This is a genomic window from Mesorhizobium sp. B3-1-6 (assembly GCF_006439555.1).
Classification (GTDB): Bacteria; Pseudomonadota; Alphaproteobacteria; order Rhizobiales; family Rhizobiaceae; genus Mesorhizobium.
On the sequence record NZ_VFTM01000001.1, the window covers coordinates 12,990 to 37,790 of the forward strand.

Genomic DNA, 24,801 nt, shown 5'->3' on the forward strand with positions numbered 1-24,801 from the left:
TGGGAAAGAGGTGGCCGGAATGATCCGGCCACCTCGCGGATGCTGTCTGGCTGCGCTGCTTATTTCGCCGCCGCTTCGGCCTGCAGCGCCTTCAGGTCCCAGCAGCTGTCGGGCTTGAGGTCGGCCTTGGTCGTCGCTTTCTCCAGCGTGTAGATATAGGTGTGCGAGGTGCCCGCCGGCTGCCCGCTCTGCAGCAGGAACTTGATGACGGCGTTCATGTCGCCCGACTGGCGGGCAAGATCGGTCATCACCACGGCCCCATAGGTGCCGTCCACGAGCTTGTCGCAATCGGCCGCCTTCTCGCCGCCGCCGGTGGTGACCAGGAACACCTTGCCGTCGAGCTTGGCGTCGCGGATCGCGGCCGAGGCGCCGGTGGCGTCGCCATCCCAGAAGTCGATGATCGAGCAGATGTCCGGGTGCTGCTGCAGCATCGTCGTCGTCACGTTGCGCGAGGTGGTCGCGTCCCAGTTCGAGTCGGGCTTTGCCACCACCTGGAAGTCGGGATGCTTCTCCAGCACCTTCATGATGCCGGCATACTGGTAGAGGCTGGAGGAGTTCGCCTGGTCGCCCTGCACCAGCCCGATCTTCTTGGAGGAATTCTCGCCGCAGCCCTTGATCGCCGCTTCGGCTTCGAGCTGGCCGAGCTTGTCCCAGTCGCTGCCGACGAAGGCGTCGGCCGGGAAGTTGGCCGGATTGTCGACCAGCAGCACATAGGTGCCGGCGGCCTGCGCCTTCTTCATCAGCTTCGAATAGGAGTTGAGGTCGGGCGCATGGATGATGAGCACGTCAGGCCGCGTGTCCGAAGCGATGGCGTCGGTGATCGCCTGCGCGCCGGCATCCACGACCCAGTTCGGGTCACGGGTCTCGAAGGTGCCGCCCCAGGCCTCGACTTCCTTCTTCAGATAGTGCGCCCAGCCCTGCGCCAGGTCGAAGCCCATCGCCAGCGGCACCAGCATGACACGCTTGCCGTTGAGCGACTTGGCATAGGCGGCCGGACCCGGGTCGTCGGCGGCGAAGCTCGGCGCCACGAAGGCGGTAACGGCTAGCGCCGTGGCGGCGGCCATCAATGTTCTGAGTAGTTTCATGTCACATCCTCTGGTTCGGTTTTCATTGCCGGCCGATCGTCGCGATCGCTCCGGGTACCCCGAGAGCAAGATGGGGCTAGCCCATCTGCTCTAAATGTCGCCTTGTTGCGCCGTCTGTTCGTCGCGCGGATTGATGATGCCGTCGACGATGATGGCCCCTAACAGGATCGCCGCCTTGATCAGGTTCTGGTAGAGCAGCGGAATGTCGATGATGGTCATGGCGTTGAGCAGGATGCCGATCAGCGCCGCTCCCACCAGCACGTTGCGCACCCCGCCCCTGCCGCCCGAAAGGCCGATGCCGCCGATCACCGCAACCAGCACGATGTCGTAGAGCAGCGTCGAATTGACGATGCGGGTGTTGATCGAATGCAGGCTGGCCGCCGTCAGCAGGCCGGCGATCAGGGCCACGAAAGCCGACAGCACATAGCGCAGCACCAGCATGGGCCGCACCGGGACGCCGATGTTGCGGGCGGCGACCGGATTGTCGCCTGCGAAATAGATGAAGCGGCCCCATTTGGTGTAGCGCAGGAACAGGAAGACCAGGAAGGCCAGCCCGGCGAAGACGAACACCTCGACCGGAATATCGAGGAAGCGGACGCCGCCGAGCAGCTCGACCCAGTGCCCCCCGGGCACCGGCACGGCATCCTGGGTGATCAGTTGCGAGCGCACATAGCCGAACACGAAGGAGCCGGTGGCCAAAGTGACGAATATAGCCGGGACGTCGGCATAGGCGACGAGAAAGCCGTTGAGCAGGCCGATGGCGAGCACGCCCGCCAGCACATAGACGAAGGCGAGCCCGTCCGAGGTGCCGGTGTTGAGCAATTGCAGGTACCAGGCGACCGACATCGCCATGATCGCCACCGCCGACAGGTCGATGCCGCGGCCGATGATGACGACCGCCATGCCGAGCGCCAGAATGCCAAGCACAGAGACCGAGCGAACGATGGCCACCAGATTGTCAGCTGTCAGGAATCCCGGCAGGCCCAGCGCAGCGGCGGCGAACAGCAGGATGGCTATGGCAAAGACGATGCCTTCTTGATTAAGGCGCCTCCAGTTCGGCCAGCCGATCGCATTCATCGCCTATGTCTTTCGCCCCGATGGCAAGGCCGTGTCGGCTCCCATCCCGCCCGAAAGCTAATCGGCTCAACAGTGGCTCGTCAAATGAATCCGCGTTCAAGACCCGCGCCTCTCCGACTATTTTCCAAGTGGACGCATCGATTGCCGAGTCTGGCGCAATAGCCGGAAACTCCTGAGCTTTTGGCAATCCGTTGGCCCCGATCGCCCGGTCGGCGGAAGAGCCCGTTCGACGGCGGCGGAGCCGACGCAATTTAAGTCCGAAAAGTGCGACCGGCGCGACCTCAATTGTTCGTCGAATGGCCAGAAACCTCAGCCCCGGCATTGGCCGGCAGGACCAGGAAGCGCATCGCCGCGGCGAGACCGAGCAGGCCGATCGAAACAAAGGTGATTCTGAAGTCGGCAAGGTCGGGCACGGCTTCGCCCCTGACGATCTGCGACAAATTGAGGATCGCCGCCGCGATCGCCACGCCGAACAGCATCGCTATCTGCTGCAGCATGCTGGAGAGCGTCGCGGCCGAGCTTCGCTGCGGCGCGCCGATATCGGCGAAGGCAAGCGTGTTCAAAGCGGTGAATTGCATCGAGCGCGTGAGACCAGCAACCAGCATCAGCGCGACGGTCAGCGCCAGCGGCGTCTGCGGCGAGATCGCGCCGCAAGCCATGATCGCCAGCGATGCGATCGCTCCGTTCACCACCATCACGGTGCGGAAGCCGAAGCGCCTCAGCGTCGGTGTGGTCACGGTCTTCATGCCGAGATTGCCGAGGAAATAGGCCAGCACCAACAGACCGGCATCGACTGGACGCAGCCCGAAGCCGACCTGGAACAGCAGCGGCAGCAGGAAAGGCGTGGCGTTGATCGCGACACGGAAGACCGTACCGGCGGCAAGCGTCGAGATCGCGAAGGTCAGTATCTTGAAGGCCGAAAGGTCGAGCAGCGGATGCCGGGCCTGCAAGAGGTGGCGAACGGCGAACCCGCCGATCACTATGCCAATGCCGACGGAGCCTATCGTCGGCAGCAAGCCTTCCTCGGGATGCGCCAGGCGTTCAAGCCCGTAAAGCATCACCGCAAGGCCGAGCGAGGTGAAGAAAAAGCCCGGCCAATCGAACGGCTTCGCCTCGGATACGCGATCGCCCGGCACGAACCGGGCGACCAGCGCAAGTCCGGCCAGCCCCAGCGGAGCGTTGATGAAGAAGTTCCAATGCCAGGAGAGATAGGTGGTGATGAAGCCGCCGAGCACCGGACCGACCACCGGCGCGAACAGCGCGGGCCAGGTGATCAGCGCCGTGGCGTTGAGCAACTCCGACTTTTCGGCGTTGCGCAGCACCAGGATACGGCCCACCGGTGTCATCAGCGCGCTGCCAAGGCCCTGCACGATGCGGGCCGCGACGAACTCCGTCAGGCTCCGCGAAAAGCCGCAGGCGATCGAGGCCAGCGTGAACAGCGCGATCGCCACGAGGAAGATGTTGCGCGCGCCGAACCGGTCGGCAAGCCACGCCGACAGCGGCACGAACACCGCCATGGTCAGCATATAGGCAGTGATACCGATGCTCATCGCCACCGCCGGCACGCCGAAGGACTGCCCCATCTGCGGCAGCGAGGTCGAGATAATCGTCGAATCCAGCAGCTGCATGAAGAAGGCGACCGCCACGATCAGCGCGACGCGCCGCGACTGCCTTGCGGAATCCATCGGCCGGGACACGTCTTCGTTGTCGGGGATGCTGGTCATGACGCGCTGGTTGAACAGCATAAGCATGATCCAGTCCAGAGCTTATCCAACAAACTTCCGTGTCGCCGTTTCGCCTGTTATGGATGAGCCCGGGGTGGCCGAGGAAAACGCATGAAGCCCATCTATATCGACTACCTCAATGCTCTCGACATCGAAGCGCTTGCAATGACCGACGCCGAGATCATCGGCGCCGTGGAAGCCGGGCTCGTCGCGCAGGGCAACGGCCGGACTGTGATCGAGCCGCGCGTCCATCTCGAGCCCGACCCGTCCTTCCACGGCCACTTCAACGTGCTGCGCGGCTATGTGGCGCCGCTCGACGCCGCCGGCGTGAAGATCGTCGGCGACTATGTCGACAACTACAAGCACGGCCTGCCGTCGGAATTCGGCATTCTCAACCTTTTCGACCCGCGCACCGGCACGCCGCGCGCCATCCTCGACGCCACCGTCATCACCGACATGCGCACCGGCGCCGTTACCGCCATCGGCGCCAGGCATCTGGCGAAGAAGTCGTCCAAGGTGCTCGGCCATATCGGCGCGCGCGGCACCGCCTATTGGAATGTGCGCCTGCTCGATCATCTCTTCGACTTCGACGAGATCCGTGTCCACTCGCGCCGGCCGGAAAGCCGCGACGCCTTCGCCGCGAAGCTGGCCGCCGACCTCGGCAAGCCGGTCCTGGCCGTGGCTGACTGGAAAAGCTGCGTCGAAGGCGCGGATATCGTGGTCGAGGCCTCGCGGCTGCCGGAGCCGCAGCCGCTGCTCAAGACCGAGTGGATCAAGCGGGGCGCGCTGGTCGTGCCCTACGGCACGATGAGCGCCGTCGAACTGTCGCTCACCGACATCATGCAAAAGATCGTCGTCGACGACTGGGGGCAGTGCAAGGGCGGCAAGTTCGGCTCGCTGCGCGCCCATGTCGAGACGGGACGGCTGAGCGAGGCGACGCTCCACGCCGAACTGGGCCAGATCGCGGCCGGCCTGAAGCCAGGTCGGCAAAGCGATGGCGAGACGATCCTATTCTGGCATCGCGGCCTCTCGCTCTCCGACATTGCGCTCGGCAAGGCCATGCTCGCCAAGGCCGGCGAAAAAGGCATCGGCCAGCGGCTGCGCTTCGCATGAGCCCGCTCGTTCTCACCGGCGCCGGCGTCAGCATCGAGGATGTGGTTGCCGCCGCGCGCAATGCCTGCAAGGTCGAGGTCACGCCTGCCGTCCTCGAAAAGCTCGCCAAGGCACGCCAGGTCCTCGATGCCGCCGCGGCCGGTGGCCAGCAGATCTACGGGTTGAACAGAGGCCTCGGCGCCAACCTCGTCACCGCGGTCGAAGGCGACGCGAGCGCCTTCCAGCGCCAGTTGATCGAAGGCCGCAGCGCCGCCGTCGGCGAGGCCCTGCCCGTGCCGGCGGTGCGGGCGGCGATGTTCGCCCGCCTTGCGATGCTCGCTTCCGGCGGTTCGGGTCTGTCGCCGCGCGTGTTCACGGCGCTGGTCGAGGCGCTCAATGCCGGCGTGCATCCGGTGATGCCATCGCTTGGCTCGATCGGCGCCGGCGACCTCCTGCTGATGACGGCGATCGCCAGGGTGCTGATCGGCGAAGGCGAAGCGGAATACCAGGGCCGCCGCATGCCTGCCGCCAAGGCGCTGATGATGGCCCGGCTTGCGCCCGTCACGTTCTCGCCGAAGGACGGCCTCTCCCTGATCAACGCCTCGGCGGTTTCGGCCGGCACCGGGGCGCTGGCGCTGACCGATGCGCTGTCGGCGCTCGAACAGCAACAGCAGGCCGGCGCGCTGACGATGGAAGGTATTGGCGCCAACCGCACCATCCTCGACCCGCGCCAGCACCAGGCACGCCCTGGCGCCTGCCAGCAGCTTGCGGCGAAGGCGCTGCGCGACCTGCTGGCGCGCGATGAAGCGCCGGCGCCGACCACGATCCAGGATCCGCTGTCGATCCGCTGCATGCCCTCGATCCATGGCGCGCTGATCCAGGCGATCGACCATGCGCGGCTGGCGGTCGAGATCGAGCTCAACGCCGCCGCCGACAATCCGCTGGTGCTTGCCGAGGATGAGCTGGTCATGTCGACCGGCAACTTCCACACCGCGTCGCTGGCGCTCGCCTTCGAGACGCTTGGCCTGGCGATCGCGCAATGCGCGGCGGCGTCAGCCGCGCGCTTCATCCAGCTCACCGGCTCGACCCGCCACGGCCTGCCGAAATACCTCTCGCCGATCGGCGGCGCCTCGGCGGGCTTCGTCCCGCTGCAGAAAACGGTGACGGCTATCCTGGCCGCGATCCGTCACAAGGCCAATCCGGTAATGCTCGATTTCCTGCCGGTGTCCGAAGGCGTCGAGGATCACGCGACGCAGACGCCGCTCGCTGTCGCCAAATGCGCCGAGATGACCGTGCTGTGGCGGCGGTTGATTACCTTCGAGCTGATGGCGGCGGCGCAGGCCGTCGATTTGCGCGAGGGCATAACGCTCGCGCCGGCCACGGGCGCAATCCACGCGGCCGTACGTTCGCATGTGGCCACGCTCAACGAAGACAGGCCGCTCGGCATTGATTCCGAGGCGCTCTATGCCGTCCTCGCCAGCGGAATCTGGCAAGGTTTACCAGCTGCAGGCTGAAGCTCGCGGCGGATCAGGACTTTGCGTCCACCTTCTTCATGAAGAGGGTGAGCTCGTCCGGGTCCATGTGCACGATATGCCTGTCTTCCGGATAGGCGCCGCTGTTGACGTCGGCGACATATTCCGAAAACGCCGCGATACGTTCCGCCTGCAGCCGATCGTATTCGGCGGCGAAGTTGCGGTAGACTTTCGAGTGGCGCGGCATGTGGCCGCGATTGGTGCCGAGAATATCCTCGGCGAACAGATATTGCGCATCGCAGCCCGTACCCGCGCCCATCGACAGCATGATCAGCGAAGTGCGCTCGGAGATCGCTTTCGCCACCTCCACCGGCACCACTTCGATCTCGGCGCCGATGGCGCCGGCGGCCTCCAGCTGCTTGACCGCCTCGAACACCTGCATGGCCGTATCTGCGGTCTTGCCGACCGCCTTGAAGCCGCCAGTCCAGGTGGCGCGCGACGGGATCAGCCCGACATGACCAATGACGGGGATGTCATCGTCGGCCATGCGCTTGATCGTGGCGTAGCCGGCGCTGCAATAGACGGCGTCGGCGCCGGCCTTGTAGAGCCGGAATGACCAGCGCACGAAATCGTCGGTGGTGCCGATCTCGAAAAAATTGTCGCCCGGCATGGTGAAGAGGCTGGGCGCGGCATCGCGATATTGCGGATTGAGCACCAGTTCCGGCGGCACCGAGACGATGTCTACCCCTGCCCGTTCGGCGGCCTCGGCTTCCTCCAGCGTCAGCACGCGTAGCATAGTAAGCTGCCGCTTGCCCTTCATGGCGCGCAGATCGGCAACGGTCGGTCTCTTTCGGCTCATCGGTACATCCTGTTTTTGTCTGACGGCTTTCAGCCGATATCGATCATCACCTTACCGGCCTCGACCTTGACCCGATAGGTCTTGAGGTCGACGCAGACCGGCGCGCCCTTGGCCTGGCCGGTCTTGTAGTTGAAGCGGCCATTGTGCTTGGGGCATTCGATGATGTCGTCCATCACCAGCCCGTCTGCCAGATGGGCCTTTTCATGCGTGCAGAACCCATCGGTCGCGAAGAAATCATTATCCGGCGAGCGGTAGATCGCGAAGGTACGGCCGCCATGGTCGAAGCGGATCACATCCTCCTCGTCCACATCGTCCACCGCGCATGCTTCGACCCACTCCGCCATCGTCCCTCTCCGGCCATCGTCTTTCTCTGGATTGCTGCGCGCCGCCTATTCGGCGGCCGCGGCCGTTATGTCGAGATCATGAAATTCGCCGCGATAGGGCTTGGCCGTCGGCGGCAATTCGCGCTTGAGATAATAGTTCTCGTATTTCAGCTGCCTGAGCAGCACCGGCCAGACCTCGCGATAGGCGTGCCACATCGACGGGTTCGGCACCGGCAGATCGTGCTTGATCAGCTCATGCAGTTTCGGCAGCGCGTGATAGGGCACCATCGGAAACATGTGGTGCTCCACATGGTAGTTCATGTTCCAGTAGATGAACCGGCTGATCGGGTTCATATAGACGGTGCGGGTGTTCAGCCGATGATCGGTGACGTTGTCGGCCAACCCGATGTGCTGCAATAGACCGGTCGTCACCATGTGCCAGGTGCCGTAGAGGCGCGGCAGGCCGATCAGCACCAGCGGTATCCACGACTTAAGCGCGATCGCGGCAGCGATCGTCGCAACATAGACCGCCATATGCCAGCGCGCCGCGGTCACCGCCTTGTGCTGCTCCATCTCCGGGACATAGCTCTTCTCGTCGTCCGACAATGTGCCGAAGGCCTGGCGCACCAGCGTCGGCAGCGAATAGCGGAAATCGAGGATTCCGGTGAAGGCCAAAGCCGCCTTGATGAGATCCGGCGGCCGCATCACCGCGATCTCGGCGTCACGGCCGACGATGATGGTGTCGGTGTGATGGCGCGCATGGCTCCAGCGCCACTGCACCGGATTGCGCATCAGCATGAACGAGGCGATGTGATAGACGACGTCGTTCATCCAGCGCGTGCGGAAGGCAGTGCCGTGGCCGCATTCGTGCCAGCGCGAGTCGCTCGAAGAGCCATAGAGCACGCCATAGACGAACAGGAACGGCACGACCCACCAGGTGGCCCAGAACCAGACGATGCCGGCGGCCGAGCCCAGGATCGCGGCGATCCAGATGATGGTGTCGCGGATCGCCGGCCCGTCGGAGCGCTGCATCAATTCCTTCATGGTCTTGCGCGCCACGTCGGTGTGATACCACTCGGCCGAGGCAAGTCCGGTCTCGATCGCCGTACGTGTGCTTTCGCCGACAAGGCTGTAGTCGCGCTTTTTCGCCATGGTCAAATCGGCCTCCAATCAAATCCGGTCCGCCGGCCGGAGGGCTTGCTATGGATATTTGTCGCGCTCATGTCCTGCCCGCCAGTCTTGGAAACTTGCCGGAGGGCTGAGGATAATCCTGCTCGGGCTGGCGGGCGATGGCAGCGATCCTGCGTTCAGCACCAGCAATCGCCTCCTTGCCGTCGAGGACGCGAAACACCGCGTCATAGGCGCGGGTCTCGTCGTGCTCCAGCCAGATCATCTCGCCACGCTCGCGCGCGGCAAGATTGCCGAGCACATGGTGCGTCGACGGCTCGATGCCAAGCGCATACTGCCCGGCCTGGAAATTCTGCCATTCATAACAGCAAGGCAATTGGTCCTTGCGGGTGACGACCTCGAAGCCGAGGCCGAGGCGGTCGTTGACGACAGCCACCGGCACCTCGCCCGTGGCGTCGGCGCCCAGCTCATGCTGCCAGACCTGCTCGCTGAAGCCGAGCTGTGGCTCAGGCATGGTGCGGTAGCCGACCTCCTGCGCTTCGTAGCGCTCGCCGGCATGCGCGGCCCAGACGACGTCGCGGATCGGCGCCAAATAGCGCGAGCCTTTGTCGAGCAGCGGATGCCCGACATTGACATGGTAGAAATACATATGCGGCGTGCGGTGGAAGCCGTGATTGACGACACGGTCCGAGAGCCGGATCTCGTTGCCGCCGACATCGGCCTCGATGCGGCGGATGAGGTGCAGATCCTCGCCGAACACGCTGGCCTGCTGGACGATGCCTTCCGCCCACAGCACGCAGCGGTCGCCGTCCCAGGCCTCGCCATAGCCGGTGAGCCGCGCCGGAATGGTGCCGACGCGCCCATGCAGCGAATGCGTCACGGTCTTGCGTCCAGGATAGTTGTAGTTTTCGGCCGGCACCTCGTTGCGGCCGAGAATGTGGTCGAGGCCGCAGGTGACCAGCAGGCCGGAGAAGGACCGTCCCCAGGCAAAGCCGTCCTCGCCTTCATAATCGTGCAGGCCTGGGTTGCGAAACCCGCTCGGCGAATGCCAGCCGATCGCTTGGCCCTTGTACTCGCAATCGGCGATGTCGAGCGCGCGGTCGACCAACGCCGTGAAGCGCAGGCCCGAGCCGGTGCGGAACTCGAGCATGCGGATGCCGCGCTCGACGCCGTCGCCAAGCGTCATCAGCCGCACCCCGGCGAATTGCGACAGCATGCCGGAGCGTTCGGCGACCTGCCGGCGCGAAAGCGTTTGTCCGTAGAGCTTCACCATGCCGTCACTGCGCCCTTTTCATCAGGGCCGACAGGTCGGCGCCGGTTATCAGGCTTTCCACCGTCAAAAGATCGGTGTCGGCGACCGTCTGTTCGGCGACGATCTCGCCGCGGCGCATGACGATGATGCGGTCGGCGACCTCGAACACATGGTGGATGTTGTGGGTGATCAAGAGCACCGAATGCCCGGCCTCGCGCATCTCCTTGACGAAGCGCAGCACGCCATGCGTTTCCTCGACGCCGAGATTGTTGGTCGGCTCGTCGAGGATGATCACCTTGGCGGCGAACTGCATGGCGCGCGAGATCGCGATCGACTGCCGCTCGCCGCCGGAAAGCGTCGAGACCAACGCGTCGGCGTCGAGCTTCTTCGAGATGCCGACGCGCTTCAGCAGCGCTGAAGCAGCATTGCGCAGCTTGGCGAGGTCGAGCGGCGCGAAGACGCCCAGCCATTTGAGATTGACCGGCTCGCGGCCGAGGAACAGGTTGCGCGCGATGCTGAGGTCCGGCGCAAGCGATGTGTCCTGGTGGATGGTCTCGATGCCGAGGTCCATCGCCTCGCGCGTCGAGCGGATCGAGACCTTCTCGCCGCGCACATAGATGTCGCCGCGATCGATCGGGAAGACGCCCGAGATCGCCTTGATCAGCGTCGATTTGCCGGCGCCGTTGTCGCCAAGCAGCGCCACCACTTCGCCTTCCTTGAGCGTCAGCGAGGCATTCTTCAGCGCGCGCACGCTGCCGAAGGATTTTTGCAGATTCTGCAGCCGGAGCACTTCCTGCATCATCATCAGCTCCTTGCGGCGTTTTTCTGCAGCAGTGCGTGCAGGATGAGCATGGCGAGGATGATGACGCCGACGAAGATGTTGTAGGCGAGCCCGGGCACGCCGACGAGCACGATGCCGTTGCGGATCGCGCGCAGCATCAGCGCGCCGACGATGGTGCCGAGGATGGTGCCGCGGCCGCCGGTCAGCGCCGTGCCGCCGACCACCACCATGGCGATCACTTCGAGCTCGTAGCCGGTTCCCGCCACCGGCGAGGCCGCCGAAATGCGGAAGGCGCTGATCATGCCGGCGAGCCCGGCAAGCACCGAGGTCAGGACGAACAGCCAGATCTTGACCGCGTCGGCCGGCACGCCGCGCGCCACCGCCGCGTTGCGGTTGGAGCCGATGGCGCTGATCCAGTTGCCGAGCTTGGCGTAGCGCAGGATGTAGACCGCAAGCAGCGACAGGCCGACGAACCACCACAGCGAGGTGTAGAAGCGGAACGAACCGACATTGAAGCTGCCGGCGAGCAGCGTGACGAAAAAACCCGGCTGGTCCCACGACTTCAGCGGAAAGCCCTGCGTGATGTAGAGCGCCGCGCCCCGCACGATCAAAAGCATCGACAGCGTCACCAGGAAGGACGAGATGCCGATCTTGGTGACGATCACGCCGTTGATCGCGCCGATGACGATGCACAGCAAAAGCCCCGCCAGCAGCGCCACGCCGATATCGACGCCGGCGTTCTGCACCAGCAGCATCACCACCACCGGCGCCAGGCCGAACACCGCGCCGACCGACAGGTCGAATTCGCCGGCAGTCAGAAGCAGCGTCATGCCGAGCGCGATGATGCCGAGCTCCGGCAGGAACGCCATCATATTGGAGATGTTGAGCGGCGACAGGAAATTGCTGTCGGCGACGCCGAACACCACGAGAAGCATGATGAGAATGACGAAAGACGAGAATTGCGGCGAGCGCATCAGCCTCGACCTGCTCCTTGCCCCTCGTGCGCCGTCTTCCGCGGTGACTGCCATGACCTGTTGAACCATGCTTGCTGCGTGGCGCCCGCCGCTCACGCGGCGGGCGCCAGTTCCTCACTTCTTGTCGTAGAGCTTCAGGATCGGCTCGACGCTGGAGGCGTCGTAGAGGCCGAAGGTGTGGATGTCGTAGCCGATCGGCTCGCCCGAAGCCGCAAGCCCGAGCAGCGCGACAGGCATGAAGCCTTGCGCCGAGGGATACTGCCAGGCGGCGGCGTTGACGAAGCCGTCCTTCACCGCCTGCGCCGTCTCCTTGGAATTGCCCCAGCCGACCACCGGGATCTTGCCGGCCGGAATGCCGGCGCCGTCGAACACCCGCTTGACGCTGGCCGCCACGGAATCGCCCAGCGCGATGATCGCCGGCGGATTATTGGCGACCATGTAGTCGGTCATCTTGGCGATGATGCCGGCCGGATCGGTGCCGCAGTCGACCACGTCATACCTGATGCCGAGCGGATCGAAGACGCTGGCGATGCCTTCCGTCTCGAGCTGCTGGTAGCTGGCGCCCGGAACCTCGACCGGCAGGAACACCTTGTCGCCCTGCTTCACCATTTTGCGGTCGACGAGATATTTCGCCCAGATGGCGCCGGCTTCCTTGAGGTCGGCGCCGACATAGGCCTGGCGGCCGGTCGCCGGATCGTCCGTGTTGAAGAACACGATCGGTATGCCGGCAGCCTTGGCGGCCTTCACTTCCTCGGTCCACAGTCCGGGCTGCGCTGACGTCGTGGCGATGCCGTCCGGCTTGGCGGCCAGCGCCGAGTTGAAAGCCTCTTTCTGGGCCGCCATGTCGCCGCCGCTGAAGGAGATCTTGCAGGTCACCTTGAGCTGGTCGCAGGCCTTGGTCGCGCCGGCATTCCAGTCGATCCAGAACGCGTCCGACGGGCCGCCATGTGACAAGAGATAGAACGTCTTCTGGCCGTCCTGCGCTTGCGCGGCCGAGCCGAACGCGACGCCGGCAAGCACCGTCGCCGCAGCGACCAGCTTCAATCCAAACTTCAACATCTCGTTTCCTCCTATCTTGCAAATGCAGGCGCCGCTCCGGAATGGGCGGCGCCTGCGATCTCACAGACCGCTGGCGCGCAGCTTCCCGTCGAGGAATTTCTTGGCGCGCGGCACGTCGTCTTCCGACAGATGCTCGATGATCATCGGGATGTTCGGATGCTTTTCGGCGAGCCGCTGAAGATAGAGGTCGTAGTTCAGCGAGCCGAGGCCCGGCGCCGGCAGTTCGATTTCGCCGACACCGCGGAAGGTGTGGCTTTCCATCGCGTCGGCGTCGCCGATATCGGCATGCTTCTCGGACTTGTCGTCGCCCGAGCGCTTCACGTCTTTGGCGTGGGCTATTCTGATCTTGTCGGTCAGCGTGTCGAAGACCTGGTTGAGTATCTGGTCCATCCGGTCGATGTTGTGAGTCTCGAAATAGTTGGTTGGGTCCATCAGCAGGCCAAGGCCGGGATGGTCGACCTGCGCGAACATCTTCACCGTCTCCTCGACCGAGCCGACGACATTGTTGACATAGGTTTCGAGCAGGAACACCGCGCCGTGGTCGTAAGCCGTCTGTGCAAGGTCGGCGATCACCTTGCGGCATTCCTCGAAACCTTCCTCGGTCTTGTTCTTCGGGTGATGCACCCAGTCGGACTCGGTGTTGTAGGTGCCGGTCTCCGAGATCACGTAAGGCGAGCCGAAATGGCGCGCATTGCGGATGATCTCCTTGAGATAGCCGACGCGCTTCTCGCGCTCCGCCTTGTCCGGGTGGATGATGTTGGTATAGCCCGACACGCAGCAGACCGGCAGGTTATGGTCGCGGAAGGTGTCGCGCACCTTCTTCGCCTTGTCCTTGGTGATCTGGCCGGCCGACAGGTCGACATCCTTGAAATGGAGATCGAGCTGCACCGTGTTGAAACCGAGGCCGCGGATCCTTTGCGCCGTCTCTTCGAGGCCGTACGGGAAATAGCCCGTGAAAATGCCTGCCTGCATCATGATCTTGAATTCCTCCCTGTAAGCGATTCAGTTGCCAGTAATTTCAGTTGATTGGATTGTTTCAGTTTGTCGGGATTTCGGAGAGCTTGACCGTGCGGCCCGAGGCCATCGAGCGGTAGCCTGCCTCGACCAGCGCCATGGTCTTGACGTTGTCGGCGACGGAGAGCGCCGGCGGCGTGCCGGTCTTCACCGCGTGCTGCAACTGCTCCATGACGCCGATGAAGGCGTGCGGGAACCACATCGTTTCCCAGCTCGGGCTCATCCATTCGCCGCCGGTCGTCTCGGCCGAAGCGTAGGTCAGCGTCGAGGCGGCACCGGTCGGCCAGCCGATCGTGCCCTTGGCGACGCCCTTCGTGCCGTCGACACGCCAGTTGATATGCTGGTCGTCCTTGTAGCCGTCCTGGCGCGGGCCGGACCACACGTCCTCGAGCGACACGGCAAGCACACCCGACGGGAACCGCAGCGTCGACACGGTGATGCCGTCGGAATGGTCGAATTGAGTACGCGGGTCCTTGCGCGTAAGCGTCGTGATCTCGTCCGGATCGCCGAACAGGAAGCGCAGCACGTCGAGGTGGTGCACGCTCATATTGGCGAGCGTCAGCCGGTCGTAGCCCTGAAGGAAGGTCTGCCAATGCGGGATCGCGTGCATGTCGATCTGCGCGAAGACGATGTCGCCGAGCGCGCCGCTGTCGATGATCTGCTTCAACACGCGCATCGACTGGTCGTAGCGCATGTTCTGGTTGACCGAGAGGATCTTGCCGGCCTTCGCCGCCTCGTCGCGCAGTTTGACGGCTTCCTCGACCGACAGCGCCAGGGGCTTCTGCGCCAGGATCGCCTTGATATGCTTCTGCTTCAGCGCGTGCCGGATCAGCGCCGGCTGCTGGTCAGGCGGAAAGGCCAGGTCGATGATGTCGACGTTGGTATCCTCGATCAGCTTTTCCGGCGTGTCGTGAACGGTCGGAATGTCCCAGCGGGTGGCGACCTTCTCAGCATTCGCCTTGGTGCGCGAGGCGATCGCCACCACCGGAAAGCCGGCTTCCTTGTAAGCCGCCAGATGGCACTCGGCCATGATCATGCCGGCGCCGACGCAGCCGATTTTGTAATCCCTGGTGCGAACCTTGACGTCCGGCTCGAAGCCTTTGCCTGCCATCTCTTCCTCCCGAAATTCTTTCCTCGCGGCCGCCGTCACAGCGCGCCTCCATCCTGGCCGAAATAATGCACGCGACCCGGCTCGCAGGATATCGTCACCATCGCATCCGGCCTGATATCGGGCTGGCCGCGCAGCAGTGCCCTAAGCCGCGCTTGCCCTGCCGCGAGCGTCACCACGGTGTAGCCGCCGAGCGGCTCGACCTCGAACACCCGCGCCGGGCGGCCTTCCACCGTCCCGTTGTCCGTCCAGGGCCGGACCTTGAGGTCTTCCGGCCTGAGTCCGATCTCGATCGCCTCGGTCGGCGCCTTGACACCGGTGATGCGTATTGTCCCTTCAGCAGCCTCGATCCCACCCACGCCGTGCACCGACGGCAGGATGTTCATCATCGGCGAGCCGAGCATGCGCGCCACATAGGCGCTTGCCGGCCGATCGTAGATCTCGGCCGGCGCGCCGATCTGCCGGATCCGGCCATTTTCCAGGATCGCCATGCGGTCGGCGACCGACATCGCCTCCTCCTGGTCGTGCGTGACATAGATCAGCGTCTTGCCGAGCTCGCGCTGGATGCGTTTCAGCTCGACGCGCGTCTCCTCGCGCAGCCGCGCATCGAGCGCCGAGATCGGATCGTCCATCAGATAGGCTGCCGGGTCGCGCACCAGGGCGCGCGCGATCGCCACGCGCTGCCGCTCGCCGCCGGAAAGCTGCGCCGGCGGCTTGTGCAGGATGTGGCCGATGTGCAGCTTGGCGGCGACGTCGGCCAGCCGCTTCTCTATCTCGGCCTCGGCCACCTTCCGCTCGACCAGCGGGAAGCGGACATTGTCGCGCGCGCTCATATGCGGAAACAGCGCCAGGTTCTGGAACACCATGGCGACGTTGCGCTCGGCCGGCGAGACGCTGTTGACCGGCTTGCCGCCGATCAGGATCTCGCCTTGATCCGGCACTTCCAGACCAAGCACCAGTCGCAGGATCGTCGACTTGCCGGACAGCGGCGGCCCGAAGAAGCAGAAGAACTCATTGTCGTTGACGGTGAAGGAAGCATCGTCGACGGCAAGCGTGCTGCCGTAGCGCTTCGTGACATTGCGGAAAACGATATCGGCCATGTCTCAGCCCGCCTTCACTGCGAGGCCGGTGGCGGCGTCGAAGACGCGCACCGACGAGGCCGGCGGCGCGACGACCGCCGTCTGCCCGACCGACAGCCCGACATCGTTCTCGAATACCGCCTTCACCGCACTCTCGCCTTCGCCGAGATGGACGATGGTGCGCGCGCCGATCCGTTCGACGAAGCTTACCGGCATCGACAGCCCGCGCTCGGCAAGCGCCACCTGCTCGGGCCGGAAACCGTAGAGCACGTCGCCGCGCGCCGCTCTCGCAGCTGAAGCCAGTTCATCCGGCAAGGGCGGCGTGACGCCGAGAGGTCCAAGATCGATCACCAGTCCGCGATCGCTTTCCGCCAGCCTGCCCTTCAGCAGGTTCATGCCGGGCGCGCCGATGAAGCGCGCGACGAAGACGTTGGCCGGATTGTTGTAGACCTCGAGCGGCGTGCCGACCTGCTGCAGCACGCCATGATCCATCACCGCGATGCGGTCCGCCATGGTCATGGCTTCGAGCTGGTCGTGCGTGACATAGACCATCGTCTGTTTGAACTGGCGCTGCAGCTGCTTGAGCTCGGTGCGCATCACCGCGCGGAAGGCGGCGTCGACATTGGACAGCGGCTCGTCGAGCAGGAAGATCGCCGGCTCCATGATCGCCGAGCGGCCGATCGCCACGCGCTGCAGGATGTTGACCGACAGCCGGTCCGCCTTGCGGTCGAGCAGCGGTGTCAGCTGCAGCATCTCGGCGATGGCGCCGACGCGGCGATCGATGTCGGCCTTGGCGGCGCCGCGCATCCTCGGTCCGTAGGCGAGGTTCTGCCGAACCGTCATATGGGTGAAGATGGCGTAGTTCTGGAAGACGAAGCCGACGCCGCGCCGCCCCATCGGCACGCCGACCATGTCACGCTCGCCGAACAGGATCTTGCCGCTGGTCGGTTCCTCCATGCCGGCGATCATGTTCATCGTCGTCGACTTGCCGCAGCCGGACGGCCCGAGCAGCGCCATGAACTCGCCGTCGGCGATTTCGAGGTCCATCGTCTTCAGCGCGGTGAAGTCGCCGAATGTCTTGACCAGGTTCTTGAGGTGGATGGCGCTCATGCCGGCACCTCCTGCGCCTTCGCCATGCGCTTCATGGCGTAGACCGCGACGATCGAAAGCACGATCAGGATGGCCAGCGCGATCGCCGCCACATAGCCCCAGATCAGGTCCTGCGTGGTGACCTTATAGATGTAGACCGAGATCGTCTCGGTGGCCACGCCGGGACCGCCGCCGGTCATGATGTAGAGCGTGTCGAATATCTTGAAGTTCTCGATCACCCTTATCGCCAGCGCGATGATGATGATCGTCTTCATCTTCGGCAGCACGATGGTGATGAAGCGCTGCCAGGCATTGGCGCCGAGCAGCGTCGCCGCCTTCATCTGGTCTTCCGGCACGCCGACCAGGCCGGCGAGCAGGATCAGGAACATCAGCGGCGTCCACTGCCAGATGTCGGCGATCATGACCGCGATCAGCGCCAGGTTCGGATCGGAGAGCCAGGCGATCGTCACCGGCGTGCCGACGATCCTCGACAGGATATCGTTCACCGGGCCGCCCGACTGGAACAGCATGAAGAACATATAGCCGGCGACCGCGGGCACGACCATCATCGGCATCAGCAGGATCGAATAGAAGATCCGCTTGCCGGGAAACTCGTCGGCGAACAGCGTCGCCAGAGCCAGGCCCAGCAGGAACTCCGCCGGCACGCAGACCAGCATGACGATCGCCGTGCGCTGCAGCGCGCTCCAAAAGCGGGTGTCGGCCGCGAGATCGGTGTAGTTGGCGAAACTGTTCCACATCTCCCAGGCGTTCCACCAGCCGGCGCCCGAAAGCGGCGACCAGTCGGTGACGCTGATGTAAAGCTGCATCAGCAGCGGAAAGGCCGAGATGAACAGCACCAGGATCTGCGCCGGCAAGGTCAGTCGGAAGCCCAGCCTCGAGCCCTCGTCAGGCGTGGCGGGCTTTGTCCGCGCGCCCATCTCGTCCTCCGAAATCGTCGCCGTCACCGCGCTCATTGCTTGAGCGCTCCGAAGGTCAGCCCGCGCACCAGGTGGCGCTGGATGGCGATGCCCATGATGACCGGCGGCACCGCCGCGATCAGGCCGAGCGCGGCCTTGGCGCCATAGAGCTGTCCGGTCATCGAGGACGACAGCGACGCCATGTAGACGGGGATCGTCACCCATTCGCGCGTGGTGAGCAGCAACGCGATAAGGTAATCCGACCAGTTGAGGATGAACACGAAGAGCGCGGCACTCGCCAGCGGCGCGCGCATCATCGGCAGCGTGATACGGGTGAAGACGCGCAGCCGCGAGCAGCCCTCGACAAGTGCTGCCTCCTCGATCTCGCGCGGCATGTCGTCGAAGAAGGTCTTCATCAGCCAGAAGGCGAAGGGCAGCGTGACGATGCCGTAGATCAGCGCCAGCCCCCACCATGTGTCGTTGAGATTGAGGAATGCCCACATGATCATCACCGGGATCATGACGGCCATCGGCGGAAATAGCCTCAGCTGGATCAGCGCCAGCGGCAGGTTCTGGCCGGAGCCGAAGCGCGACAGGCCGTAGGCCGCGGCAGTGCCCGCCGACATGGCAATCGCGGTCCCGAACACCGCCGAAAGCAGCGACGACAGGATCGGCTTCAGCGCCGTGTGGTCGAGCGCGACGATCAGGTCGTTGGTTGAATGGCCGAACACGAACTGGAAATTGGCAAGCGTCGGCTGCTTCGGCCACCAGGTCAGGTCGGCGCCCGTCGCCGACCATTCGCCGATCGGCTTGAAGGCCATCGACACCATCCACAGGATCGGCACCAGCGTCACCGCCATCGCCGCGAGGATCGCGGCGTAGCGGAATATCTCGAAAGGAACGGAACGCTTCATCTGGCTGCTTTGCTGGTGGCGTTGCTGGCGAAGGGGAGGAGCAGTCGCCCCTCCCCTCCTTTTCTGATCCAGGGAGACGGATCAGCTGATCGGATCGAGAACGGTGGGCCATGCCTCCTTGTTGGTCTTGATGGCTTCGAGAAGCTTGTCCTCGCCGATGCGGCGCGCGATCTTCTTCCACTCGCGCTCGGTATCGGCCATGGCCTGCTCCGGCGTCTTGGCCTTGGTCAGCGACGCCATCAGGTTCTCGTCGAGCGCATTGTGGAAGGCGGTGGCGCCGGGATAGTTGATGGTCGGCACCGTGCGCGCCACCGTCTCGCGAACGACGTCCATGTGGTAGGCGTGATAGGTCTGGCGGACCAGCGGATCGGCGAAATCCGAGAGCCGGAACGGATCGAGATAGCCGCCGGGATTGGCGCTCATCCAGGCATAGATGCGGGCCGAGCCCAGCCACTGCAGCAGAAGGTAAGCAGCCTCCGGATTCTTCGACTGCGACGAGACCATGCCGGTCAGCGAGAACCACAGAACGGAGCGGCTGATCAGCTTGCCGTCGATCTCGCGTCCCGGCGGTAGCATCGAGCCGATCTTGCCGGTGACGGCGGAATCCTTGTTGCCGGCATTGTCGAGGAATTTCGGCAGGTTGGAGAAGGCGCAGGTCATCGCCGCGCCGCCCTTGGCGAAATTGCCATACTGCTCCGGCCAGCCCCACGAGATCGCGTCCGGCGAATGATGCGCCAGCGAATCCACATACTCCTTGGTGGCGGCGATGCCTTGCTCGGAATTGATCAGCGGCTTGCCGTCGTCGCCGAACAGGAACTGGTTGGGCGAGGCCATCGAGACATAGCGCTGGTACCAGTTGGTGTAGCCCCAACCCTGGTTGCGCAGGTCGGTGGAGCCGAACAGGCCCTTGTCCGGCCGCTGGAAGAAGGCCGCGACATCGCTGTGCTGCTTCCAGGTCTTCGGCGGCGCAAGGTCGTAGCCGTACTTGTCCTTGAACGCCTTCTGCTCCGCGGCGTCGCCGAACAGGTCGGCGCGGTAGACCCATGTCTGGAAGTCGCCGTCGAGCGACACGCCGTAGGTCGAGCCGCGATACTGGTTGAGCAGCGACACGCCCTTGGCACCGTTGACGTAACCCTGCTTCGGGTCGTCCCATTCCGGCTTGTGCTTGGCGACGAAGTCGTCGAGCTTGGCGATGCCGCCGGTCTCGGCGAGATCGCCAAGGCGGTTCCATTCGGTCGAATAGATGTCGTAGGCCCCACCCTTGGTGGAGATGTCCTGCATCGTCTTGGTGAATTCCTGGCCGTTCGGCAGGCCGACGATCTCGATCTGGATGCCGGTTTCCTTCTCCCACAGGTCCTTGATCGACGGCGCGCCGGCCGGGAACGGCTTGGTCAGCTGGCCGATCGAGCCGTCGGAGAGGCCAAGCACGATCTTCGCCGGCGCCTTGCCGGCCGCCTTCAGGGCCTTGGCCGCCTCGACCGCACGCCCTTCCGGCGTGTCGGGCCCGTACTGATAGCGTTCGGCGCCGTCGAAGCCGGTCGGCCCGCCGGTCATGCCGGGCGCCAGCGCATCCGCCGCGAAGGCGCGGCCGGGACGAATGAACTGCGGTGCAATACCAGTCGCGGCGACAAACACCGCCGCCTTTCCTCCGGACGCCAGCAGGCGGCGCCGCGACATGCGGATCAAATGAGACATCGAATTCCTCCCTCGGGGCCTGTTCCTCCATGGCCCACGTGAGGGATATTGACGACAGCGCGTGAAGCCTGTCAACATCATAAATACTCAAAACACGTCATAAGATCGCAAATGAGGGAGAAAATGCAGTCCGCCGAACCCATCACATCGCACCCATTGCTTGGATTTGAGGGGCTTTCGCCTCGATCCGACCGCCTTGGCCGGACCTTCGCCGCCTTATGTAGCGCGCCGGCTTGCGCGCAAGCCAAGGGCGGTTACATCATTTCACATCAGAATCACGGTCGCCGCCGAGGCGCTTTCCGGAACTGAGTGGAAGCTGCGTGATTTTGATGCTTGCGATGAGGTGCTCGACGTGCGGTCAACCCTGACAGACATAGCCCGGGAAGCCGGCGTTTCTCCGGCCACGGTCGACCGCGTGCTCAACAACCGGCCAGGCGTGCGCGCCCGCACGCGCGAGATCGTCATCGAGATGGCGCAGCGCCTTGGCTATATCGCCGAGACGCCGAACGGCGTGCCGCAGCGAACCGCGCCGGGACAGACGATCAGGCTCGACTTCGCGCTGCCCGCCGGCACCAACTCCTTCATCAAGCTGCTGCACCGGCACATCGAGGCGCAGGCGCTGACGCGGCCCGATCTCGACGTCCGCGTGACGACCATCGAAGGCTTCAACCCCGACCGGCTCGCCCGCCTGCTGCAGGACCTGCATGGCCAGACGCAAGGCGTCGGCGTGATCGCGCTCGACCATCCGACGGTGCGCGAGGCAATCCGCTCGCTGTCGGCCAGCGACATCAAGGTCGTCACCATCGCCTCCGACATCCTGCATGTGCCGCGGGTCGCCTATATCGGCATCGACAATCGCGCTGCCGGGCGGTTGGCCGGCTATCTTCTCAACCGCTTCATGGGTGCCGGACGTCCGGGCAAGGTGGCGCTGTTCGCAGGCTCGCTCGCCTATCGCGGCCATGAGGAACGCGAGATGGGTTTCCGCCATATCCTCGCCGAAGAGTCCCCCAACCTCGAGATCGTCGAGATGCGTGAAATGCTCGACGACCGCGAAAAGGCCTATTCGGAGGCTTCCGCTTTGCTCGAGCGCCACCCCGACCTCGCCGCGATCTACAATGTCGGCGCCGGCAACACCGGCATCGCCCGCGCGCTGAAGGAACGCGGACGCGCCAAAGAGATCATCTTCCTCGGCCATGAGGTGACGGACGGCACCAAGGAACTCCTGCTCGACGGCACGCTCGACGCGGTGATCGACCAGAACCCGCGCGTCGAGGCCAGGGAGGCGCTCAACATCCTGTCCCACTCGGTCAGGGGGTTGCCCTACGAGCTCCACCAGCCGCGGCTGCAGGTGATCTTCCGCGAGAGCATCCCGGAGATTTGAGCGATCTCAGCCCGGCTGCGAGGATCGGCAGTCTCAGGCCGCGATAAGCACCGTGCTGTCCGGCGACCAGCTAAGAACTACGGGCTGACCTTCGGCAAGCCGCTCGGCGCCCGTGTTCTGGACGATCACTTTCAGCGTCTGGCCGTCGCGGTCGACGAAATAGGTGCTGTTGTTGCCGGCAAAGATGCGTTTCGAGACTTGTCCCTTGAGCGTGTTCGCGTTGCCTTCATCAGCCTTCCCCGCGCCGGTCGAAATCCGGATGCGTTCGGGCCGGACCGCGCAACTCGCCTTGGCCCCGGCCGGCACCGATGCGCCTGTCGATGCCGCGATCGTCGTGCCGTCCGGCAGCTTGATCCCGGAGCCGGTCGCATCGCCGCGAAAAATATTGGCGTCGCCGAGGAAGGTCGCGGCGAACTCGCTTTGCGGCCTGTCGTAGATCTCCTCCGGCGGCCCTTCCTGCACCAGCCTGCCGTCGCGCAGGATGCCGATGCGGTCGCTCATCGTCAGCGCCTCTTCCTGATCGTGCGTGACGAAGATGGTGGTGATGCCGATCTCGCGCTGGATGCGCTTCAGCTCGATCTGCATGTCGACGCGCAGCGCCTTGTCGAGCGCGCCGAGCGGCTCGTCGAGCAGGAGCACGCGCGGCTTGGTGACGATGGCCCGCGCCAGCGCCACGCGCTGGCGCTGGCCTCCGGAGAGCTGGTGCGGCTTGCGCGCGCCGAGCTTGCCGAGTTGCACGAGATCGAGCGCGCGCTGAACCTCCGAAGCGATCGTCGCCTTCGGCTCGCCGCGCACCGAGAGGCCGAAGGCGACATTGTCGGCGACGCTCATATTCGGGAACAACGCATAGTTCTGGAACACCATGCCGATGCGGCGCTTTTCGACCGGCACGCGCTCGACGCTTTCGCCGCCGATGGCGATGCGGCCGGCGTCCGGAAAGTCGAAGCCTGCGATCTGGCGAAGCAGCGTGGTCTTGCCGCTCCCCGATGGCCCGAGCAGCGCGTAGAAGCCGCCATCGGCGAAATCGATCGACACGTCGTCCAGCGCCTTGTGCGCGCCGAAACTGCGGGAGACGTTCGCGACCTGGACGCCAGCCATCATTTTTCTCCGCCGAATTTGAAAAAGCGCGCCGTGAGCAGCATCAGCGCCATCGACACCACGATGATGATCGTCGAGACCGCGTTGATCTCGGGCGTGAAGCCCTTGCGGATCGCGGCGTAGATTTCGACCGGCAGCGTGGTCTGGCCGGGCGTCGACAGGAAATACGAAACGACGAACTGGTCGAACGACACGGCAAAGGCGAACAGCCCGCCGGCGATCACGCCGGGCATGATCCAGGGCAAGGTCACGCGCATGGTCACCTGCCACTGGTTGGCGCCGAGCGAGCGCGCCGCCTCTTCCAGCTCAGGCGCGAAGGTCTGCAGCCGCGCGGAGACGACGACGATCACATAAGGCAGCGCCAGCGCGACATGGCCGAGCAGGATGGCGACAAGCCCACGACCGATGCCGACGCCGAAGAAGAAGATCAGCATCGCCGTGCCAGTGATCAGCCACGGAATGGCGATCGGCGGGAAGAGCAGTGCCTGCAGCACTTTCTTGCCGCGGAACTCGTAGCGATAGAGCGCCAGCGAGGCCATCGAGCCCAGCACGGTCGAGATCAAAGTGGTGATGACGGCGATCTCGATGCTGTTCCAGGTCGCCGCGATCAGCTGGTCGTTCTGCCAGAGCGAGGCGTACCAGTCCGTCGTCCACTCGAACGGCAGCTGGTAGAAGGGCGAGGCGTTGAAGGACATCGCCGCCATGATGACGATCGGCAAATAGAGGAAGCCGAGCAGAAGCACGATGTAGAAGCGCCCGAGCCATTCGAGGATGCGTGTCGTCGCCATCAGCCGGCCCTCCGCAGGACCGGCGCCGCCAGCGCCAGGATGATAAGCACGACCGCGAGCAGGATGAAGGAAAGCGCGGCGCCCAAGGGCCAGTTGAACACGGCGACGAACTGGTCCTCGATGACGGTGCCGTAGAAGGTGCCGGTGCGGCCGCCGAGGATGCGCGGCTCCATGAAGGAGCCGACGACCGGCACGAAGATCAGCGCGGCACCCGCGATCAGGCCCGGCATCGACAGCGGGATGATGATCCGCCACAGCACCTGCCGCCGCGAGGCGCCGAGCGAGCGTCCCGCCTCGATCAGCGAGTCGTCGATCGCTTGCAGCGTGAGGTAGCAGGTCAGCACCATGTAGGGCACATAAGAGTGCACCAGGCCGATGATGACGGCCGGATAGGAATACATGAGATCGATGTTGATCTTGAACGGCAGCACCGCGTTGAGCGCCGTGTCGAGGATGCCGCCTTCGCGCAGCACCATGGCCCAGGAGAATATCCGCACCAGCCCGTTCGACCAGAACGGCAGGATGACGAGCAGAAAGATCGCCTCGCGGCTGCGCCCTTTGAGCACCTTGGCCAGCACATAAGCCGCCGGATAGCCGATGACGACGCACCACAGCGTCACTTCGAGGCCGAGCCGCAGCGATGAAAGCAGCAGCGTCAAATAGAGGCTCTGCGAAAAGAAGGCCGCGTAATTGCCGAGGGTGAAGGCCCATTCCTTGCCTGCCAGCGGCAGGTCGGTCATGAAGGAGAAGAACACCATGGCCGACAGCGGCAGGAAGATCGCCACCGTCAGCCACAGATAGGCGGGAAGGAGAAGCGGCAGGGCCGGCTTCAGTCCGCGGCGCGAACCGATCGCAAGCTGGTCAGCCATTTGCCTCTCCTCCCCGAAAGACG

The 24,801-nt window shown here is 64.5% G+C and carries 23 protein-coding genes; 3 read left to right on the forward strand and 20 right to left on the reverse strand.

Features of this window, described 5'->3' with window-relative positions; translation table 11 throughout:
* Positions 1-59 precede the first annotated feature (59 nt).
* From FJ414_RS00065 to FJ414_RS00075, 3 genes are all read right to left on the reverse strand, one after another.
* The gene (locus tag FJ414_RS00065) at positions 60-1,085 is read right to left on the reverse strand and encodes a sugar ABC transporter substrate-binding protein (RefSeq protein WP_140640028.1); all 1,026 of its coding nucleotides are present in this window, start codon (positions 1,083-1,085) and stop codon (positions 60-62) included.
* A 90-nt stretch (positions 1,086-1,175) separates the two neighbouring features.
* Positions 1,176-2,162, reverse strand: a complete 987-nt coding sequence (locus FJ414_RS00070; protein WP_140640030.1) for an ABC transporter permease — start codon at positions 2,160-2,162, stop codon at positions 1,176-1,178.
* A 281-nt stretch (positions 2,163-2,443) separates the two neighbouring features.
* Positions 2,444-3,886, reverse strand: a complete 1,443-nt coding sequence (locus FJ414_RS00075; RefSeq protein WP_140640804.1) for an MFS transporter — start codon at positions 3,884-3,886, stop codon at positions 2,444-2,446.
* Between the two features lie 111 nt (positions 3,887-3,997).
* On the opposite strand from FJ414_RS00075, the gene FJ414_RS00080 reads away from it, so the two are divergent.
* Positions 3,998-4,999 (forward strand): ornithine cyclodeaminase family protein, encoded by a 1,002-nt coding sequence (locus FJ414_RS00080; protein ID WP_140640032.1) that lies wholly within the window; start codon positions 3,998-4,000, stop codon positions 4,997-4,999.
* Positions 4,996-6,492 carry a histidine ammonia-lyase gene (hutH, locus tag FJ414_RS00085; RefSeq protein WP_140640033.1) on the forward strand — a complete coding sequence of 499 codons (1,497 nt, stop codon included), beginning with the start codon at positions 4,996-4,998 and terminating at the stop codon, positions 6,490-6,492. Before FJ414_RS00080 ends, hutH begins: the two co-directional genes overlap by 4 nt.
* A gap of 13 nt (positions 6,493-6,505) precedes the next feature.
* On the opposite strand, the gene FJ414_RS00090 is transcribed toward hutH, so the two are convergent.
* From FJ414_RS00090 to FJ414_RS00155, 14 genes are all read right to left on the reverse strand, one after another.
* Positions 6,506-7,309 carry a 3-methyl-2-oxobutanoate hydroxymethyltransferase gene (locus tag FJ414_RS00090; RefSeq protein ID WP_140640035.1) on the reverse strand — a complete coding sequence of 268 codons (804 nt, stop codon included), beginning with the start codon at positions 7,307-7,309 and terminating at the stop codon, positions 6,506-6,508.
* Positions 7,310-7,338: 29 nt separating this feature from the next.
* The gene (locus tag FJ414_RS00095; protein WP_140640037.1) at positions 7,339-7,653 is read right to left on the reverse strand and encodes a MocE family 2Fe-2S type ferredoxin; all 315 of its coding nucleotides are present in this window, start codon (positions 7,651-7,653) and stop codon (positions 7,339-7,341) included.
* Positions 7,654-7,698: 45 nt separating this feature from the next.
* Positions 7,699-8,784 (reverse strand): fatty acid desaturase family protein, encoded by a 1,086-nt coding sequence (locus FJ414_RS00100; protein WP_140640806.1) that lies wholly within the window; start codon positions 8,782-8,784, stop codon positions 7,699-7,701.
* Positions 8,785-8,851: 67 nt separating this feature from the next.
* Positions 8,852-10,033: an aldose 1-epimerase family protein gene (locus FJ414_RS00105; protein ID WP_140640039.1), complete on the reverse strand. Its 1,182-nt coding sequence runs from the start codon at positions 10,031-10,033 to the stop codon at positions 8,852-8,854.
* 4 nt (positions 10,034-10,037) lie between these two features.
* Positions 10,038-10,814: an ATP-binding cassette domain-containing protein gene (locus tag FJ414_RS00110; RefSeq protein WP_140640041.1), complete on the reverse strand. Its 777-nt coding sequence runs from the start codon at positions 10,812-10,814 to the stop codon at positions 10,038-10,040.
* A gap of 2 nt (positions 10,815-10,816) precedes the next feature.
* Positions 10,817-11,821 carry an ABC transporter permease gene (locus FJ414_RS00115; RefSeq protein WP_140640043.1) on the reverse strand — a complete coding sequence of 335 codons (1,005 nt, stop codon included), beginning with the start codon at positions 11,819-11,821 and terminating at the stop codon, positions 10,817-10,819.
* 60 nt (positions 11,822-11,881) lie between these two features.
* Complete coding sequence (locus FJ414_RS00120; RefSeq protein ID WP_140640045.1) at positions 11,882-12,826, reverse strand: substrate-binding domain-containing protein; 945 nt, start codon at positions 12,824-12,826, stop codon at positions 11,882-11,884.
* 60 nt (positions 12,827-12,886) lie between these two features.
* Positions 12,887-13,801 carry a sugar phosphate isomerase/epimerase gene (locus tag FJ414_RS00125; protein ID WP_140640047.1) on the reverse strand — a complete coding sequence of 305 codons (915 nt, stop codon included), beginning with the start codon at positions 13,799-13,801 and terminating at the stop codon, positions 12,887-12,889.
* Between the two features lie 61 nt (positions 13,802-13,862).
* Positions 13,863-14,951 (reverse strand): Gfo/Idh/MocA family oxidoreductase, encoded by a 1,089-nt coding sequence (locus FJ414_RS00130; protein WP_140640049.1) that lies wholly within the window; start codon positions 14,949-14,951, stop codon positions 13,863-13,865.
* A gap of 35 nt (positions 14,952-14,986) precedes the next feature.
* On the reverse strand, positions 14,987-16,048 hold the full coding sequence (locus FJ414_RS00135; protein ID WP_140640051.1) for an ABC transporter ATP-binding protein: 1,062 nt from the start codon (positions 16,046-16,048) through the stop codon (positions 14,987-14,989).
* Between the two features lie 3 nt (positions 16,049-16,051).
* Entirely contained in the window at positions 16,052-17,137 is a 1,086-nt protein-coding gene (locus FJ414_RS00140) for an ABC transporter ATP-binding protein (RefSeq protein ID WP_140640053.1), read from the reverse strand.
* On the reverse strand, positions 17,134-18,090 hold the full coding sequence (locus tag FJ414_RS00145; RefSeq protein WP_140640055.1) for a sugar ABC transporter permease: 957 nt from the start codon (positions 18,088-18,090) through the stop codon (positions 17,134-17,136). Before FJ414_RS00145 ends, FJ414_RS00140 begins: the two co-directional genes overlap by 4 nt.
* The gene (locus tag FJ414_RS00150; RefSeq protein ID WP_140640057.1) at positions 18,087-18,947 is read right to left on the reverse strand and encodes a carbohydrate ABC transporter permease; all 861 of its coding nucleotides are present in this window, start codon (positions 18,945-18,947) and stop codon (positions 18,087-18,089) included. Before FJ414_RS00150 ends, FJ414_RS00145 begins: the two co-directional genes overlap by 4 nt.
* An 81-nt stretch (positions 18,948-19,028) precedes the next feature.
* Entirely contained in the window at positions 19,029-20,642 is a 1,614-nt protein-coding gene (locus tag FJ414_RS00155; RefSeq protein WP_140640059.1) for an extracellular solute-binding protein, read from the reverse strand.
* Positions 20,643-20,994: 352 nt separating this feature from the next.
* On the opposite strand from FJ414_RS00155, the gene FJ414_RS00160 reads away from it, so the two are divergent.
* On the forward strand, positions 20,995-22,023 hold the full coding sequence (locus FJ414_RS00160; protein WP_140640061.1) for a LacI family DNA-binding transcriptional regulator: 1,029 nt from the start codon (positions 20,995-20,997) through the stop codon (positions 22,021-22,023).
* 33 nt (positions 22,024-22,056) lie between these two features.
* Here the strand turns inward: FJ414_RS00160 and FJ414_RS00165 are convergent, their stop codons facing one another.
* The 3 genes from FJ414_RS00165 to FJ414_RS00175 are packed head-to-tail and all read right to left on the reverse strand — an operon-like array spanning position 22,057 to position 24,778.
* Entirely contained in the window at positions 22,057-23,121 is a 1,065-nt protein-coding gene (locus FJ414_RS00165; protein ID WP_140640063.1) for an ABC transporter ATP-binding protein, read from the reverse strand.
* Complete coding sequence (locus FJ414_RS00170; protein WP_140640065.1) at positions 23,121-23,909, reverse strand: ABC transporter permease; 789 nt, start codon at positions 23,907-23,909, stop codon at positions 23,121-23,123. Before FJ414_RS00170 ends, FJ414_RS00165 begins: the two co-directional genes overlap by 1 nt.
* The gene (locus FJ414_RS00175; protein WP_140640067.1) at positions 23,909-24,778 is read right to left on the reverse strand and encodes an ABC transporter permease; all 870 of its coding nucleotides are present in this window, start codon (positions 24,776-24,778) and stop codon (positions 23,909-23,911) included. Before FJ414_RS00175 ends, FJ414_RS00170 begins: the two co-directional genes overlap by 1 nt.
* Positions 24,779-24,801 lie beyond the last annotated feature (23 nt).